Here is a 16383-nt window from a genome sequence, read left to right on the forward strand (position 1 = left end):
TCCGGCTACATCTTTACTCTCATATCTCCTACCCGGCGTGTGAAACGAATCCTATCATAATATTCTACCAGAGGCAGTGCATACTTGCGAGATGTATTCAAAAGATCCCGGGCCGTAGCCAGACTAAGTTCCTTTTCCTTGGAAAAGTACTGCTCCAGGATCTCCTTGCCCTGCTTGATGGCGGCTCCAGTAAAGTAGGTTTCTTGGTTTACCTTAACAATCTCATTACAGTTTATCAAGTAAGAAATTATCTCCATAAAGGCTGATTCTTCCAGTTTTACCTGATTGCGCACTTCCTCTATGCCCGGGGGCGCAAAAGGGTTTTTATTCATTATGGTCATGATGCTATTAATTTGTTTTTGTTCCTCTGGCCCAGGATTAGGCTTATGATCAGGTAATATTAGTACATTGTTTTTACTGACTAGAGAACCGTTCCCCTCTAACTGTTTAATTATCAGATTAAACATCTTGCCAGTAATAGATGAAAAGTAGCGACTACGCATATCTTCTTTCGGATAACCAGGTCGTAAGGGGTATAACTGGTGGTGTTTTAACAGGGTAGTTCTTATCTTTTCCTCTATAATACCAAGCCCATAAGTACTCATATACTCATGCTGCTTTATTTCGTATACCTTTTCATCCTCTACCAATTGATGAAGTTCATCTCTGACCTGCTCTTCAGAAGCTCCTGATTTTTTGGCCAGCATAGGAATAGTATAAACCTCTTCGGGATGAGCCTGCAGTTCATTAAGTATAACATCATATAAACTGCCTTCCTCTTTCATCGCCAATTGATCAAGAACTTCTTCTTTATAGCGTTTTTGTTTGGGAGCATTAGCATCTATAATAGTACCTCCACCAATAGTAGTAACTGGTGAATAATATCTGATAACAAAGGGGTCTCCTTTATACCCTACTATTGGTTTTTCCATCACTATCTGCGCAAAAGTCTCCTCCCCAGGTAAGAGTTCATCACGGTCAAGTAATACTACTCGTCCCAGAGCTTCATCTGTACCCAGGTGAAAACGAATCCGATTCCAATTTTTTAAACTACGGTTAGTTGACTGTAGTAGGTGAAGCTTGGTATCTACTCGGTAACTGGGGGTTAAATAACCGGGTGTAGCCAGAAGAAATCCCCTATGTACATCAGCTACTTCTATACCTTGCAGGTTAATAGCCACCCTTTGCCCGGCATAAGCAGTATCAACTTTCTCGTTATGAACCTGTAAACTACGTACCTTAACCGGCCTTTGTACCGGCATTAATTCCAGGTTATCCCCAACTTGAATCTGCCCGGACCAAAGAGTCCCAGTTACTACTGTACCAAATCCGGCAATCGTGAAGACCCTGTCAATAGGTAAACGGGCATAGCCAAAAGCAGGCCTTTCCTCTACCTCTTCCGCCATCTTTTCTATAATTTTAATCAGTTTGTCAACACCTTCTCTGGTAACTGCTGAAACCGCTACCACCGGAGCATCTTTAAGAATAGTCCCCTCCAGGTATTGATGGATATCATCTTCTACCAGCATTAACCATTCCTCATCTACCATATCCTTTTTGGTTATCACTACAATACCTTTTTTAACCCCTAGTAGTTCTATGATATCCATATGTTCCCTGGTCTGGGGCATGACCCCTTCATCTGCTGCCACGGTAAGTAAGACTATATCAATCCCGAATGCCCCGGCCAACATATGCCTAATAAAGCGCTCATGACCAGGCATATCTACAATAGCCGCCTTTTGCCCACTAGGAAGAGTAAAGGGAGCAAAACCCAACTCGATGGATATACCCCTCTTTTTTTCCTCTTTGAGCCGATCAGTTTCAATGCCGGTCATGGCCCTTACTAGAGTAGTTTTTCCGTGATCAATATGTCCTGCTGTTCCTATAATGAACCGTTTCATAAGTCGCTCCTTTCTGCGCCTGGGACCCGGAGGATGCTTTGCATTAAATCAACTATTAAGTCTTGATCATTATGGAGCAGAGTTCGTACACTGATTAATATTTTATCATCCTGGAGACGAGTAAGTAGAGCCGGCTGCATAAGACGCAACCTCCTGGCCACCTGGTCAAGCACCATTCCTGCCAACGCAATTTCTACGCCATAACCACTTATCGTATAGGTAGGATAAGCTCCCCCTCCTACCATATCTTCAACTTCTACCACCCGGGCAGTTAACTGCCCCGATTTACCTGGTCCTGCTTGTAGATTATTACAAAGGAGCCGGGCCTTATCATAAAGTTCTTGGGGTGGTTGCATAAGCATCTGGACAACCGGTATATTCTCCTGGGGATTTCCACATAGGTATTCCAATAAAGTAGCCTCCAAAGCAGCTATAATAAATTTATCCACCCGCAGAGCTCGGGTAAGCTGGTTCTTTTTCATAGCCTCGATAGGTTCTTTTTTGCCCACAATAATACCGGCCTGAGGCCCCCCCAGCAATTTATCACCACTAAAGGTAATAACATCTGCCCCAGCTTTAACTGAATCCTGCACGGTAGGCTCGGCAGCTAAACCAGCTGCCGATAAGTCGAACAGGATACCACTACCCAAATCCTGCATTACAGGTAAACCTACTTGTCGTCCCAGGCTTACCAATTGTTCCAAATCCACCTCCTGGGTGAAACCCACGATTTTATAGTTAGAGGTATGGGCACTAAAAAGCAGGGCAGTTTCTTCATTAATCGCCTCCGCATAATCAGACAGATAAGTTTTGTTAGTCGTCCCAACTTCCTTTAAAGTAGCTCCGCTCAGTTTCATTACCTCAGGAATCCGAAAAGCCCCGCCTATTTCTATTAACTGTCCCCGTGAGACAATCACTTCTTTACCCCGGGCCATAGTCATTAAACCTAGTAGTACAGCTGCCGCATTATTATTCACCACCAGAGCTCCTTCGGCCCCAGTCAGGCGGCACAGTATTTCCTCTATATGAACATACCTTGATCCCCGTTGCCCGGCTACCAGGTCAAGTTCCAGGTTATTATAGTTTACCGCCATCTCGCTTAGATAGTTAAGCGCTCCCGGGGAAACGGGCGCCCTCCCCAGATTAGTATGCAAAACGACCCCAGTTCCGTTAATAACCTTTCGTAAGGTTCCGGAGGTGACCCTAGTTATGCTTTCTCCTATTTGGGTAAGAATGATCTTTTGAATTTCTTCCCGGGATAACTCATTATTAACTTTCCTTAACTGCTTACGAACCTCATCCACGGAATGCCGGAGTATGCCTACTACAAAATCCCGGTTGTAAGTATCAATCAGTAAGTTAACTTCTTTCAGTCCGAGTAGCTCATCAATAGGGGGAATTTTTTTTAGATTAATCACACCGTTTACCTCCTTGGAGCATTCCATAACTGCCCTATATTATAATATATCTCCTTACCTATGTCTTGAGCGCTCTTGCCTATAAGTCCAGCTAAAATAAACACTCCTAATATTCCAAAAACCGGATAAATTCGTCCCACCAAAATGGAAAAATCCTGCATGCCTAAGGGTAGGGCCAGGGTTATACTCATAATCAAACATAGTCCATACTTAAGGCCCGTAAAGTTGCTTAATCGCTGGGCAAACCCGTAAGTATAAGCTATGGCAGTCGTGATAATTCCAAGCCATAGCATCAAAGTGTAGACTAATTTCGCGGGGATGGATATTTTACCTGCCACATAAAGCATAGGTACCTCATACTCCAGTACGGCCGGGAGGAATTTAAACATAGCAGTATAGTTAAGCATGACCAGTATTCCTAAAATAATTCCTCCCCAGACTGCCCCTATTACCCCGTCACGCCGGGCAGTTACTGACTGGTATTCAATAAGTACTACCATCGCTAAAGCAAAATTGTAGGCTACATATAATAAACTAGCGATTCCCCATGAACGTATATTATGCGAACTTATAACTACCGTATTCATTTCAAGATAGGTCCTGTCAAAAAACAAGGCAGCATACCCGGAGACTAATAGAAATAATATTAACTTTACTGGTACGAGAAAATTATATGAATAGATCATACCCTTTTTCCCAGATAATAAAAAAAAGCCTACTAATAAATAGGCTAAAAAAATACCTATAGTTTTGGGTAAGTATAGATGTTCATAAAATACTGCTCCACTAGCTGATAGCATGGTACTTATCCCTAGAAAGAGGAATATGGCCAATAAAAAATCTACTACTATACCGAGTTTCTCACCCAATATGTAGGTTAACAACGATTGATAGTTTGATACCTGAGCACGATGAGCTAAATTAAGCAGCAACCCCCCACACACCATAAACATAACTAGTGCCAGAATGGTACCCCGCCACCCTAAGGCACCATAAGTTACAAAGAATTGAACTATTTCCTGTCCCGAGGCAAATCCCGCTCCTACTACCGCCCCCAGGTAGCCCATTATTAACATCAGCCGAGCCTGAAAAGATTTCAATCATATTTCCCCCTGATTTACGGTTTATTAAAATATTTATTCAATCAGGGACACATTTACAGCATAAAAATATTGCCAATGGTCAAGAATGATATAAGTGGTACCCAAAAAACTCACTTAGCCAGGGCTTTGATGATGATCATTTTTAAACTCCGCGGAAGGAATAACCAAAATAATTCTTTTGGCCGGGGCTTTGGCAGCTACGAAACCAGAACACTAAAGTATTATTTTTAAGGAGGTAATCGATTGCAGCCCATAAAGGAAAAAGGCCCATGTTCATCATATCACTACCAGGATCCCTTCTCCCTCTCCCATATTGAAAATGCGCTCTTTTCTTTAATGTGCGAGGAAAATCCTGATTATTCCCGGGAAATACTTTACCTGTGTATAGGAACTGATCGGGCCACGGGGGATTGTTTAGGACCTTTGGTAGGTACACGACTGCAAGCGTTCAATAACCATTTTAATATTTTTGGCACACTGGAATACCCTACTCATGCTACTAACATGCAGCAGGTTCTAGACAATATTAACCAACGCTTTTATCAACCACTAATCATAGCTGTAGATGCCTGTCTGGGCAAATCTGATCGTATCGGTTTTATAAATATACAACGAGGGAGTTTAAAACCAGGAACGGCTTTAAAGAAAGTGCTTCCAGAGGTTGGCGACTTTCATATTTCCGGAGTGGTAAATGTGGGGGGGTTCCTAGAGCATATGGTATTACAAAATACTCGTTTAAATACCGTTTACCGCATGGCTGATACAATCGCTAAAGGTCTTTACTTAGCCCAGTGCCGTTATGAGAACCACCTGCGGCCTATAACTAGCCGGGCTCATTCATAAAGGGGCGATGACCCATTAAAATAGTAACTACTTCTTCATCTTCTACTGGGGAAAAATCATCATAATACTGGGAGACCGCATAAAAAGTTTCCTCAGTATGTAATACAATAATCTGATCTACCTGTTCTTTAAGATTCTCAAAGACAACCTGTGGACAAACCGGGGTAGCAATGGCAATACTGCTAGCCCCTTTTCTCTTTATGTAATCCACTGATGCTAAAACTGTAAAACCAGTGGCTATTCCATCGTCAACTAGTAATACCTTACGGTCTTTTAATAGCACCGGAGGCCGGTTGCCCCTAAACATACGACAACGCCGATTTATTTCTCCCTGTACCCTTTGGGCGATCTGGGCCACGATTTCATCATCAAAATTGTTATTTTGTTTCAACCTGGGATGAACGAAAATTTTACCATCGGGGCTTACCGCCCCCACTGCAAATTCGGGAAGATTAGGAGAGCCTATTTTGCGAGATGCAACGATATCCATATCACAGTCAAACTGCCGGGCTATTACCCCGGCAGTAACTACTCCTCCGCGGGGTATACCTAATACTATATCAAATTCGATAGCGTTTTGAGCGATTGCCTGGGCTAGTTTATATCCTGCCTCGATGCGATTAGTAAACAACGTCCTCTCCTACCTTTACTCCTTAACCTTTTTGCCAGGTACGTTTTTATCTGCGCCATCCTGAGGTCTTTTCATTTTTGATGTACCATCTAATAGTCCGCCTTCTTCTATGATCATAATATCACAACTTACATCCCCATGCAGTGCTCCTGTAGCGGTTATTTCCAACCGACCCGATACCAGCACATTACCTTCAATTCTTCCTGCCAATATCAGGTTCTTTACCTGGACCTCACCCTTTATTCGCCCTTTTTCTCCAACCATCAAGTCACCTTTTATGTTTAGCTTACCATCAACACTACCATCTATACGTAAGGACCCCTGGGAAATTACATCTCCTTTGATTTCCATACCTTGAGAGATTAAGCTTTCAATATTCTGGTAATTTGGCTCTTTTCTGCGCAATTTAATTCTCCTCATTTCTATCACTCTACTTGTTCCGGATCAGGTAGATAAATCATAGGATCCTGAGATTTGTCCCCTTTTATTACTGAAAAATGCAAGTGGGGCCCGGTGCTTCTCCCAGTAGTTCCCACTCTGGCAATCATGTCTCCTTTGTGAACCTGATCACCTTCGCTTACCAGAAGTTCAGAGTTATGACCATAAAGGGTTTGCATACCCCGGCCGTGATCTATGACAATAGTTTTCCCAAAAACAGGTTTCCAGCCGGCATATACAACCTGTCCATCACCAGCAGCCATCACCAGAGTCCCTACATCTGCTGCAATATCTATTCCATCATGAAAGCCCTCACTACGACCACCGAATGGTGATTTTCTCCATCCATAAGGAGAACTAATATCTCCTATCACCGGCCACTGATTAGGTAACGCCCGGAAATAACTGGCATCATTATTCACCCGGGCTATCAGCTCATCCAGTTCCTTTTCTTCCCGATCTACTTTGGTTTTAAGGTTGTGGATTTTAACCATAGCCTGTGAATGGTTATCATTAGGTCTTATGGCATCGTAGCCTCCCCTTCCTCCCCGGGAGGTTTCAACAATTGGCCGGTCTTCACTTTTTATTCCCATTAATTTCCTTATTTCTCTCTGCTTAGCGGAAAGCTTTTCCTGCTGGCTTTCCAATTCTTCTATTTCCTGTGTAAGAAGGGTAATAGTATTATCTTTTTCTTGATTCTGCTCTTTAATATGATTAACCTGGCGATAATCCGCTTGACTAGTAAAATATTTAAAATAGATAAACCCAGAACATATTATAAATAAAGCTGCCAGAGCTGCACCTATCTTTAGCGTATTTTTCGATATACTTATTCGTATGGGACGGGCTACAGGCGCCGGCAGGATAATAAATGTAAGTGGATCCTGTGCAGATTTATTCTTTTTAAGTCGTTTTTTTCTCATGGTCTCCCCTACCGGTGTATAATTATATTGACTATTTATCCAACACTTGGTTATTTACTATTTTCTGCAATGATAACAATTTTTTCGACGTTTGTAAAATCGATTGACATGTGGAGGAGGTCTGCTTGTGAATACCCCCTTGGCAAAAACATTATATTTAGACTGTTTTTCTGGTATCGCCGGCGATATGTTCACTGCTGCTTTGTTGGATCTGGGACTTGATTTTCAAGGCCTGTCTGATTATATTGCCCGTTTAAAGCTGGACGTAGTCCTGGAACCCCAAAAAACTGTGGTAAATGGGATTTCAGCCACTCGTTTTATTGTAGTAGATAAAACTAACCAGCCTATGCGCCACTATCAGAACATAGTAGATCTATTAAGTAATCGTCTCCCGGATCCCGATATTCTTAATGGTTGTATTAAAACCTTTTCACTCCTGGCCGAAGCGGAAGCCCATATACATAACACTAGTATTGATAAAATACATTTTCATGAAATCGGGGCGGTTGACACCATTGTTGACATAGTTTCTACCTATTATGGTCTCAAATCACTTAATGTTAACAAGGTCGTTAGTTCTTCTTTGCCCTGGCCCCGTGGCATGATTACCATTAGCCATGGAGTTTATCCTTTACCGGCTCCCGCTACGGCTCGTTTACTTTGCGGGGTTCCCTGTTTTGGAACTAATTGTGAAATGGAGTTAGTAACACCTACCGGTGCCGCTATAGTCCGGTCCTTGGTAGATAATTATGGTCCCCTTCCTCGCTGTACTCCCATTTCCATAGGTTATGGCGCCGGCAGTATGTCCCGTGCAGATGGAATTCCTAACCTGCTTCGTGCCGTTTTAATTGAAGAAGAATCCCCCCAACTAAACCATGATTCTATAGTCACTGTAGAAGCTTTACTAGATGATATGAACCCGGAGTTTTTTTCTAACCTATATGATTTGCTTATCCATAATAAGGGAGTAATCGACCTTTTTACTACACCGGTTTTTATGAAGAAAAACCGTCCCGGATTTTTATTGTCAGTTCTTTGCTATGAGGAAAAAATCCATGAGGTTTCAGAACTAATAATCGAGCAGACAACCTCCTTAGGTGTAAGAATTTCCTCCCAGGAGCGCTTAATTGTTTCACGTGAAACAATTTCTGTCTCCTCTCCCTGGGGTGCTGTTCCGGTTAAAGTAGCAGTACTTCCCAACGGGCAGCAGCGTTTTAAGCCTGAATATGATGTATGTGCCAATATTGCTCGCCAGCACAATATACCTTTACCTAATGTATATCTAACACTTAATCACCTGGCTTATGAATATTTAGCTACTCACAAATAGCCCCCCCAACGTGACAAGGAAGGGACAAGGGGACAGGTTTGCTGTCCCCCCAGTACCCACAGGCCGACATCAACCATATTTTATTATCCAGGTTAAGGTCAAGAACACTGCAATCGTGTAAATCAGGTGTGAAATGAGGCTTTTCAGGCTAATGGTGGTGTAGTATAAGGCTTCTTAATGGAAAAAAGCGCCCAAAAAGAAACTGGATTTTTAATAAAAAGTCAGGAAACTATCGGGAAAAACTGCTGGCTTACATAAAACGGTTCGCAACCTAATGATCGATTGACTCCAGTACTTTAACTGAGCTGTTCCCGAACGTCTCGTCACCGTTTTCATTTTCTGCATTACCATGGCTTAATTCTGCATTATTATTATCAACGTCAGGACAGTGGCGGGACAGCAAAATCCTGTCCCGCCACTGTCCTGTAATCCGGCCAACAAGTGTGGTTGATGGATTATAAACCCGGCAGAAGGTGGTAAAGCCTATGAAAAAGCTGGTCCTTGTTTTAATGATACTTCTACTGCCCTTATCTGTAAGCGCCTGCTATAGAGAGGAAAATAACCACTTGGTGGGCGAGCAGGACGATTTGATTAAGGAAACGGTTTTTTAGGGTATTACTCTTTCCAAGCAAGACCATCCCGTGCTTAATTTTAATTATTCTGAACACGATGGACGACCGGCAATAAGGGATTTTACTGTTACCTCGGAAGGGAATCTATTACTATTGGAGCTTTCGAAATGTATATATGAGTATTCTCCCCAGAGCGAACTGCTGGGCATATATAATTATGGCCTGGAAGAGCACGGTCTTTCCCCCTATATGTTGACAGCTGATAACCAAGGATACTTTTATCTTCTCGACGGCAACCGGCAGTTGCTAATAAAGACCAATCAAAATGAGATACTGAATATTTCAGCTTTTGGTGAGGAATCATTGATATCCGATACCGGCCTGATTAATAGTTTTTATGCCAGTTCAGAAGATGTTTTGATTGTATCAGCTTTAGATCAATCAGATTTTGGCTACTATATTTTGACACTGGACCTATCGGGCGGTAATGTCATATCTATAAAAGAACCAATCCGGGGTTATTTTATCGGAAACCAGCAATTCTTCTACGTAGAACATATTATGGATGGCCAGCAATACATCAACGGAATGAGAATTACCGTAGCTGAGTATGGCGGAAAGAAACGTTGTTTTGCGGTGCATACTAATCATGAAATAAGTGCCAATCTAATCGGATCTCAAATTTACGGCTTGATGGAAGGCGGTAGATATCTGGCCAGGACTGTTGAAATGCTTCCTGGAGATAAGATAAGGATTCGGGACAGTTTTTTATTACTGGACCATAACTTTAATATTATAAGTATCGTGAAAGTGAACTGGTAGAATCTGATATTATTCGCAGCGTAGGAGACAATATATTTGTATTGCGATTCACAGACCATGGCTTGAAGATAGTCAAATTGTATGATCTTTGCTTATCCTGGAAGGATGATATTTAGTTTTCCACAGTGGTAATTGATAGTGTGACGTATATTTAAATCGAGTCTCTGCAAAAAATGCTTAGGGATAAACCATTGCGAAAGCGGTGAAGGTCTTGAACTAGCAGGCCCACAGAATTAGCAAATCAAACCTGTTTACGCCGATTCCCCTTATATGTTACGGTTTTTACCCCGGGACATGGGAAATTGTTTGTAGGTTATCCCGCCTGCTCCATTCTGGTAAATATTTTGACTTATAAACGTTTGGGCCTGGATTACCGTGTGCTAGGATTTGTCACCATGCCCGATTGTACCTCATTTTCTGCCCGGAAAGGTGCCCATCACACCGGTAATTAGGAAAAATACAAAGGGGACATTATCTAGGCAATTTCAAGACCTTTGAGGAACTTGAATCTACTATCGAAGACTATATCCATTTTTACAACTATGATCGGCTACAAGTCCAAGTCAAGCTTGGATGCATGGTACCTTGTGAGTATCACGACCATCTTTTATCCAAACAAGCTCATAAAAAGGATGGACACCAAAACGGAGTCCATCTCTAGTAATTTTTATTTTTTTACCTGTCTACTTGGCGGGGTGCAGTTCACAGGTTTACTGTCCCACTTGCCCTTTGTTTCTTCTTGTCCCTCCGTGGAGTGGGACAGTAAACCTGTCCCACTGTCCCCTTTGTTTCACGTGAAACATGAAACATATTATGCATTTTCAAAAACTTCTAGTATTCTATCCAAGTCTTCTTCATCATAGTAACTAATTTCTATTTTGCCGCCTTTACCGCGATTCTTCGGGATAATACGTATTTTGGTGGCAAAAAATTGTTCCAGTCGCTCTTCCATTTCTTCAATTTCAACACTTTTAGTTGCTGTAGTTTTTTTGGGTTTTGTTTTATTCTTACCACTAAGGCTGGCTTCTACCTGACGAACTGACCATTTACCTGCTGCTATTTTTTGGGCTGCTTCAATTTGCGCCTGTTTATTTTTAATAGCTAAGAGCGGCCGGGCATGTCCCGCTGCTATTTCTCCCCCTTCGATCATGGTAATAATTTCATCCGGCAGGTTTAGTATCCTAAGTGTATTAGCTATGTGTGACCGGCTTTTACCTACTCGTACCCCCAAAGTTTCCTGGGTATAACTATAGTTGTCCATTATAGTCCGGTAAGCCCGTGCTTCTTCGATGGCATTAAGATCGTCTCTTTGCAAGTTTTCGATTAATGCTATTTCAGCTGCTTCTCGGTCATCAATATCCCTTATCACCGCTGGTATAGATTCCATTCCCGCCATCTGGGCAGCTCTCCAACGTCTCTCCCCAGCAATTAGTTCATAACCATCCTCTGTCGTCCTAACTAAAACTGGTTGCAGCATGCCATGTTCTCGGAGTGATTGAGCTAGTTCTTCCAGTGATTCCTGATTAAAGGTTATCCTGGGTTGTTCCGGACGGGGAGTAATTAATTCAATTTCCAGTTGGCTGATTTTATCTTCATCTACATATGTATCAGCCAACAAGGCATCTAATCCTCTGCCCAGACCCCTTTCTTTCTTAGGCACGTTTTAGCACCTCCCTGGCTAGATCTGTATATACTTCTGCCCCTTTGGATTTGGGATCATAAACTATAATCGGCTTTCCGTGGCTGGGCGCTTCACTTAAGCGAACATTACGAGGAATTATAGTCCGGTAAATCTCTTTGCGAAAATGCTTCTTTACTTCATCAACCACCTGTATGGACAAATTGGTACGTCCATCAAACATGGTAAATATTATTCCTTCAATTTTGATAGATCGATTAAGACCTTTGCTTACCCGGTTAATGGTGTCTAACAACTGGCTCAAGCCTTCTAATGCATAATATTCACACTGCAAAGGAATCATAACCGAGTCACAGGCAACCAGAGCATTAATAGTTAACAACCCCAGCGAGGGTGGACAATCAATAAATATATAATCATAGTCTTCCCGGATGGACTCTATACTTCTCTTCATGATAAATTCACGCTGATCCCGCACGGCTAGCTCAACTTCCGCTCCAGCTAATTGGATGGTAGCAGGAATAAGATTAAGCCGGTCTACCCGGGTGGTAGTTAAAACTTTCTCTGCCTCTACCCCATCGATGAGCATATTATATACACAAGTCTTTAATCTTTTTCGATTAACTCCCAGACCACTGGTGGCATTACCTTGGGGATCGCAATCAATTACCAGTACTTGGTAGCCCTCGTTAGCTATACAAGCACTCAAATTAATTGCCGTAGTGGTTTTTCCCACTCCCCCTTTTTGGTTGGCTATGGCAATAACTTTACCCATTTCATTAGTTACCTTTTTACCATCCCGGTTTAGACCCTGGTTGCGAAAAATTTTCAATTCCTTCCCCTCGCCGTTTTTATTTAATCTCACTTATAAATGATAAATGATTTTAAGCCCTTAAACATACTTAATATCAACACATTTAACCTTGTTTTTAAAAGCAAAGTTAAGAAATCAACAGGAAATAGGCATTTTCTACTAATCTTAGTTAAAGTAACTACTTCCTGATTAATCCGATACCTATCCGCCAGCAAAAAACCAGTGCTAAGATTTATTCTACACACTAGTTTACCAGTAAACTAACTGGACTTGACTAAAAAATCCGGTTTTAAAGGCCTTCTTAAGACCCAACTACATCCGTGATACCTATTCGGCTTTCTTTACCACTGGTAAAGGTATTAGCCTTGTTTCAATGGCATCAGGTTTATAAACCTGATGGAAAAAGGAAGCTATTCATTAAAAAAGTATCCCATCCCACTAAAAGTGCTATGAGATACTTTTCCAACCTTATCAACCTCATTTGAAAAAATTGACCCTGAGGACAACTGCTATCCTTGTGCAATCCTATCTAAAGTTCGTTTTTGTTTGTTTATATGTATAACCATTTTATAAGTATCTTCACTATCATTTTCAACTACGGATATTTCTACTCCAGTTTGCCGGGCCCGCTTAACAGTTTCCTTAATGGTATTAATAAATATCCGGGCATCCCTTATAATCATGGATACATTTTGTTGTCCATTTTCTTTTCTTTTTTCCTCACGTGGTATATTATGCCTACTTAACTCTTCCACCAGTTTTTCGGTTTCCTTTACAGTAAGCTCTTTTTCATAAACTTGGCGTAATACTTCCATTTGCATTTCGGCAGAATTGAGTTTAAGCAGGGCACGGGCATGTCTTTCGCTGATAGTACTAGGTGTTATAAGACAGCGCACTGTTTCCGGTAATTTTAGTAACCGCATTTTATTAGCGATAGCCGATTGGCTACGCCCGATTTTTTTAGCCACTTCCTCCTGGGTCATTCCAAATGAATTTATAAGTACACTGTAGGCATTGGCTTCTTCAAAATAGTTTAATTCACGTCGTTGTAAATTTTCAATTAATGATATTGCCGCCGCTTTCTCATCATTCATGTCTTGAATGATGGCGGGGATTTCATCCCTTCCCAGAATACTACAAGCCCTAAGCCGCCTTTCTCCCGCTACTAATTGGTAAAGATCCCCATCTATTTGGCGAACAATGATGGGTTGGATAACTCCATAGGCTTCTATTGATTGGGCTAATTCCTCCAGCCCGCGTGCATCAAAATTACGACGGGGCTGGTACGGACTGCTCTGTATGCGATCTAAAGGTATATTAACTACTTTTCCTTGACTGCTTACTCCTAATATCTTCTCCAGTTTTTTTCTCACTTTTAGGCCCCACCTCCTTATTATAAGGGACGTTTAGTGGGAATACCGGTCCGACGGGGGTACTCCTCCGGTGTAGTTGTTAATTTTTTAACAACTACTAGAGCACGATCCCTATCTTCCATAAGTGTATACCGTACCACACCACTAACCTCTGCTCTCAAAAGTCGTAGGGCATTCTGTGCTTCTCCGATCTCCTGTTGATAATTAATCCCCTTCCACTGCACCATCTTACCGCCCACTTTTAGCAGCGGAAATCCATATTCCAAAATAACATTCATAGAAGCAACTGCCCGGCAGGTGCAAATATCGAATTGCTCCCGGTAATCTAACTCCCTTCCCAGCTCCTCCACACGATTTCTGATCACCTCCACATTAGTTAGATTAAGTTCAGCTACTACCCTTTTAAGAAACCGGCTTTTTTTAAGATCCGACTCAACCAGTGTAAATTCAGCCTGGGGACAATCCAGGGCTAAAATCATACCTGGAAAACCTGCTCCACTACCAATATCAATAACTTTCTGTCTACCTATAGGCATATGCTCCAATAATTGGCGGCTATCTTCAATATGCTTATCCAATTCAGCATAAATAGAACGCCGGCTTACTAGATTTTGCTTTTTATTTTCCTCTAAAAGGAGGTTTTTAAAGTTGGTCACGTTTACATTATATTCCATGTCGGCCTCTTATTTCCTTCTTTTTTTTTCTAAATAAATCATTAACACATTTATATCTGCTGGGCTAACCCCGGAAATACGTGTTGCTTGTCCGATTGAAGCTGGTCGAATTATTTTTAATTTTTGCAATGATTCATTAGAAAGACTATAAACTTCATCATAATCGATATCTTCAGGAATTAATCGATTTTCTAGTTTTTCAAAACGCTTTACTTGATCCACCTGTTTATGAATATATCCCTCATATTTAGCCTGAATCTGAAGCTGTTCAAGTATATCCAGATCTAATTCCCGCAACCAGCCATTATTTACAAAATCATATATGGTTATTTCTGGTCGGCGTAGTAAATCCCATAAACTTATTCTATCCCGTAAAGGAGAGCTGCCTATATGGTTTAGAAAATCCTTAATTTCCTGATCACCTGGGGTAAAACTATGCTCATTTAAATAAGCCTTCTCTTTTTCCATTAAGGCGATTTTTTCTTGATAGATCTGCCACCTATTATCATCTACCAGTCCAATTTTTCTTCCTTTTTCTGTTAGGCGGATATCGGCATTATCCTGGCGTAATAATAGGCGGTATTCAGCCCGGGAGGTTAATAACCGATAAGGTTCATCAATCTCCTTAGTAACTAGGTCATCGATCATAACCCCGATATAAGCCTCACTACGCTTTAAAATAAAGGGGTCTTTACCTTGAATCTTAAGGGCCGCATTAATTCCTGCTATAAGACCTTGTGCAGCAGCTTCCTCATAACCTGATGTCCCGTTGATTTGACCGGCAGTAAATAGGCCTTCTACCAATTTAGTTTCCAGGTTTAATTTAATCTGTGCCGGATCTATATAATCATATTCAATAGCGTACCCGGTACGTATAATACGTGCGTTTTCCAGTCCTGGTATACTTTTTAAGACCTGTACCTGTACATCTTCAGGAAGACTGGTATTCATACCCTGAATATACATTTCGTCTGTAGCTCGCCCTTCAGGTTCTACAAATAACTGGTGAGCATCTTTACTAGCAAAACGGACTACTTTATCCTCAAAAGAAGGACAATACCGCGGTCCTTTACCTTTGATTACCCCAGTAAACATAGGAGCCCGGTCCAGATTATTCCTGACAATTTGATGGGTTTCAAGTGTACTATGGGTTAACCAGCAAGATAGTTGTGGTCTATCTATCCCAGAAGTGATATAGGAAAAACGTAAAGATCTTTCATCACCAGGTTGTTCAACCATTTTGGAAAAATCAACTGTTTTTTTACTGATACGGGGCGGGGTTCCGGTTTTAAACCGACCCATTTTGAAACCTAAATTCATAAGGCACTCTGATAACTTAATTGCAGGAAACTGGTTGCCCGGGCCGCCATCGAAAGCTAATTCTCCGATAATAATGCGTCCTTTTAAATAGGTACCAGAAGTAATAACCACCGCCTGGCAATAAAAACGTGCCCCGGTCCTGCTCACTACTGCTTCTACCTTTCCCCCCCGGGTTTCAATTTTCTCCACTTCAGCCATCATTATATCTAAATTAGGTTGATTGATTAGAGTTCTTAACATTTCTTTATGATATTCATACTTATCTGCCTGAGCCCGCAAGGCCTGAACGGCCGGGCCTTTCCCGGTATTTATCAACCTCACCTGTATATTAGCTTTATCTATATTTACCCCCATCTCACCGCCTAAAGCGTCAATTTCCCGAACTAATTGCGCCTTAGCCGGTCCACCTATGGAGGGATTACAGGGCATCATAGCCACTCCATCCATACTCAACGTGGCCAACAAAGTTTTACAGCCCATGCGGGCCGATGCCAGGGCTGCTTCACATCCGGCATGTCCTGCACCAATTACTACTACATCATACCTTCCTGCCTTATAAATCATGGCTTGCCTCCCAAC

16 protein-coding genes are annotated in these 16383 nt (G+C 41.7%); 5 read left to right on the top strand and 11 right to left on the bottom strand.

Features of this window, described 5'->3' with window-relative positions; all coding sequences use genetic code 11:
• Nucleotides 1–5: 5 nt before the first annotated feature.
• Genes selB through ACZ5Q0_RS05720 form a run of 3 tightly spaced genes read right to left on the bottom strand, consistent with a single transcriptional unit; the run spans nucleotide 6 to nucleotide 4422 of the window.
• Nucleotides 6–1904, bottom strand: coding sequence for a selenocysteine-specific translation elongation factor (selB, locus tag ACZ5Q0_RS05710; RefSeq protein WP_447182248.1), 1899 nt, complete (start codon nucleotides 1902–1904; stop codon nucleotides 6–8).
• Entirely contained in the window at nucleotides 1901–3322 is a 1422-nt protein-coding gene (selA, locus tag ACZ5Q0_RS05715) for an L-seryl-tRNA(Sec) selenium transferase (protein WP_447182249.1), read from the bottom strand. The genes selB and selA overlap by 4 nt, the downstream gene beginning before the upstream one ends.
• A gap of 5 nt (nucleotides 3323–3327) precedes the next feature.
• The gene (locus ACZ5Q0_RS05720) at nucleotides 3328–4422 is read right to left on the bottom strand and encodes a YkvI family membrane protein (RefSeq protein WP_464827270.1); all 1095 of its coding nucleotides are present in this window, start codon (nucleotides 4420–4422) and stop codon (nucleotides 3328–3330) included.
• A gap of 246 nt (nucleotides 4423–4668) precedes the next feature.
• Here ACZ5Q0_RS05720 and yyaC point away from each other — a divergent pair, with 246 nt between their 5' ends.
• Nucleotides 4669–5268 (top strand): spore protease YyaC, encoded by a 600-nt coding sequence (gene yyaC / locus ACZ5Q0_RS05725; RefSeq protein ID WP_446818972.1) that lies wholly within the window; start codon nucleotides 4669–4671, stop codon nucleotides 5266–5268.
• Here yyaC and ACZ5Q0_RS05730 read toward each other — a convergent pair.
• Genes ACZ5Q0_RS05730 through ACZ5Q0_RS05740 form a run of 3 tightly spaced genes read right to left on the bottom strand, consistent with a single transcriptional unit; the run spans nucleotide 5249 to nucleotide 7260 of the window.
• Nucleotides 5249–5899 carry a phosphoribosyltransferase gene (locus ACZ5Q0_RS05730; protein WP_446818971.1) on the bottom strand — a complete coding sequence of 217 codons (651 nt, stop codon included), beginning with the start codon at nucleotides 5897–5899 and terminating at the stop codon, nucleotides 5249–5251. The two genes, yyaC and ACZ5Q0_RS05730, sit on opposite strands and share 20 nt — an antisense overlap.
• Nucleotides 5900–5914: 15 nt before the next feature.
• Nucleotides 5915–6304, bottom strand: a complete 390-nt coding sequence (locus ACZ5Q0_RS05735; RefSeq protein ID WP_446818970.1) for a bactofilin family protein — start codon at nucleotides 6302–6304, stop codon at nucleotides 5915–5917.
• 20 nt (nucleotides 6305–6324) lie between these two features.
• Nucleotides 6325–7260, bottom strand: a complete 936-nt coding sequence (locus ACZ5Q0_RS05740; protein WP_446818969.1) for a peptidoglycan DD-metalloendopeptidase family protein — start codon at nucleotides 7258–7260, stop codon at nucleotides 6325–6327.
• Between the two features lie 127 nt (nucleotides 7261–7387).
• On the opposite strand from ACZ5Q0_RS05740, the gene larC reads away from it, so the two are divergent.
• The 4 genes from larC to ACZ5Q0_RS05760 all read left to right on the top strand — a co-directional run bounded on the left by larC (nucleotide 7388) and on the right by ACZ5Q0_RS05760 (nucleotide 10645).
• On the top strand, nucleotides 7388–8590 hold the full coding sequence (gene larC / locus ACZ5Q0_RS05745; RefSeq protein ID WP_446818968.1) for a nickel pincer cofactor biosynthesis protein LarC: 1203 nt from the start codon (nucleotides 7388–7390) through the stop codon (nucleotides 8588–8590).
• A 485-nt stretch (nucleotides 8591–9075) separates the two neighbouring features.
• Complete coding sequence (locus ACZ5Q0_RS05750) at nucleotides 9076–9201, top strand: hypothetical protein (protein WP_446818967.1); 126 nt, start codon at nucleotides 9076–9078, stop codon at nucleotides 9199–9201.
• Nucleotides 9202–9231: 30 nt separating this feature from the next.
• Nucleotides 9232–9984, top strand: coding sequence for a hypothetical protein (locus ACZ5Q0_RS05755; protein WP_446818966.1), 753 nt, complete (start codon nucleotides 9232–9234; stop codon nucleotides 9982–9984).
• A gap of 526 nt (nucleotides 9985–10510) precedes the next feature.
• The gene (locus ACZ5Q0_RS05760) at nucleotides 10511–10645 is read left to right on the top strand and encodes a hypothetical protein (RefSeq protein ID WP_464827291.1); all 135 of its coding nucleotides are present in this window, start codon (nucleotides 10511–10513) and stop codon (nucleotides 10643–10645) included.
• A gap of 150 nt (nucleotides 10646–10795) precedes the next feature.
• Here ACZ5Q0_RS05760 and ACZ5Q0_RS05765 read toward each other — a convergent pair whose 3' ends face one another.
• From ACZ5Q0_RS05765 to mnmG, 5 genes are all read right to left on the bottom strand, one after another.
• Nucleotides 10796–11644, bottom strand: coding sequence for a ParB/RepB/Spo0J family partition protein (locus ACZ5Q0_RS05765; protein WP_447182252.1), 849 nt, complete (start codon nucleotides 11642–11644; stop codon nucleotides 10796–10798).
• Nucleotides 11637–12398, bottom strand: a complete 762-nt coding sequence (locus tag ACZ5Q0_RS05770) for a ParA family protein (RefSeq protein WP_446820802.1) — start codon at nucleotides 12396–12398, stop codon at nucleotides 11637–11639. The genes ACZ5Q0_RS05765 and ACZ5Q0_RS05770 overlap by 8 nt, the downstream gene beginning before the upstream one ends.
• Before the next feature lie 548 nt (nucleotides 12399–12946).
• The gene (gene noc, locus ACZ5Q0_RS05775) at nucleotides 12947–13810 is read right to left on the bottom strand and encodes a nucleoid occlusion protein (RefSeq protein WP_446818964.1); all 864 of its coding nucleotides are present in this window, start codon (nucleotides 13808–13810) and stop codon (nucleotides 12947–12949) included.
• A 20-nt stretch (nucleotides 13811–13830) separates the two neighbouring features.
• The gene (rsmG, locus tag ACZ5Q0_RS05780) at nucleotides 13831–14484 is read right to left on the bottom strand and encodes a 16S rRNA (guanine(527)-N(7))-methyltransferase RsmG (RefSeq protein ID WP_446818963.1); all 654 of its coding nucleotides are present in this window, start codon (nucleotides 14482–14484) and stop codon (nucleotides 13831–13833) included.
• 9 nt (nucleotides 14485–14493) lie between these two features.
• The gene (gene mnmG / locus ACZ5Q0_RS05785) at nucleotides 14494–16368 is read right to left on the bottom strand and encodes a tRNA uridine-5-carboxymethylaminomethyl(34) synthesis enzyme MnmG (RefSeq protein WP_446818962.1); all 1875 of its coding nucleotides are present in this window, start codon (nucleotides 16366–16368) and stop codon (nucleotides 14494–14496) included.
• Between the last annotated feature and the right edge of the window lie 15 nt (nucleotides 16369–16383).

The sequence above is a fragment of the Syntrophomonas erecta subsp. sporosyntropha genome (assembly GCF_055395365.1).

Bases quoted from the DNA above. Each gene is read 5' to 3' on its own strand.
- rsmG (WP_446818963.1), bottom strand. From the start codon at position 14,484: ATGGAATATAATGTAAACGTGACCAACTTTAAAAACCTCCTTTTAGAG.
- mnmG (WP_446818962.1), bottom strand. From the start codon at position 16,368: ATGATTTATAAGGCAGGAAGGTATGATGTAGTAGTAATTGGTGCAGGA.
- ACZ5Q0_RS05750 (WP_446818967.1), top strand. From the start codon at position 9,076: ATGAAAAAGCTGGTCCTTGTTTTAATGATACTTCTACTGCCCTTATCT.
- ACZ5Q0_RS05740 (WP_446818969.1), bottom strand. From the start codon at position 7,260: ATGAGAAAAAAACGACTTAAAAAGAATAAATCTGCACAGGATCCACTT.
- selB (WP_447182248.1), bottom strand. From the start codon at position 1,904: ATGAAACGGTTCATTATAGGAACAGCAGGACATATTGATCACGGAAAA.
- ACZ5Q0_RS05770 (WP_446820802.1), bottom strand. From the start codon at position 12,398: ATGGGTAAAGTTATTGCCATAGCCAACCAAAAAGGGGGAGTGGGAAAA.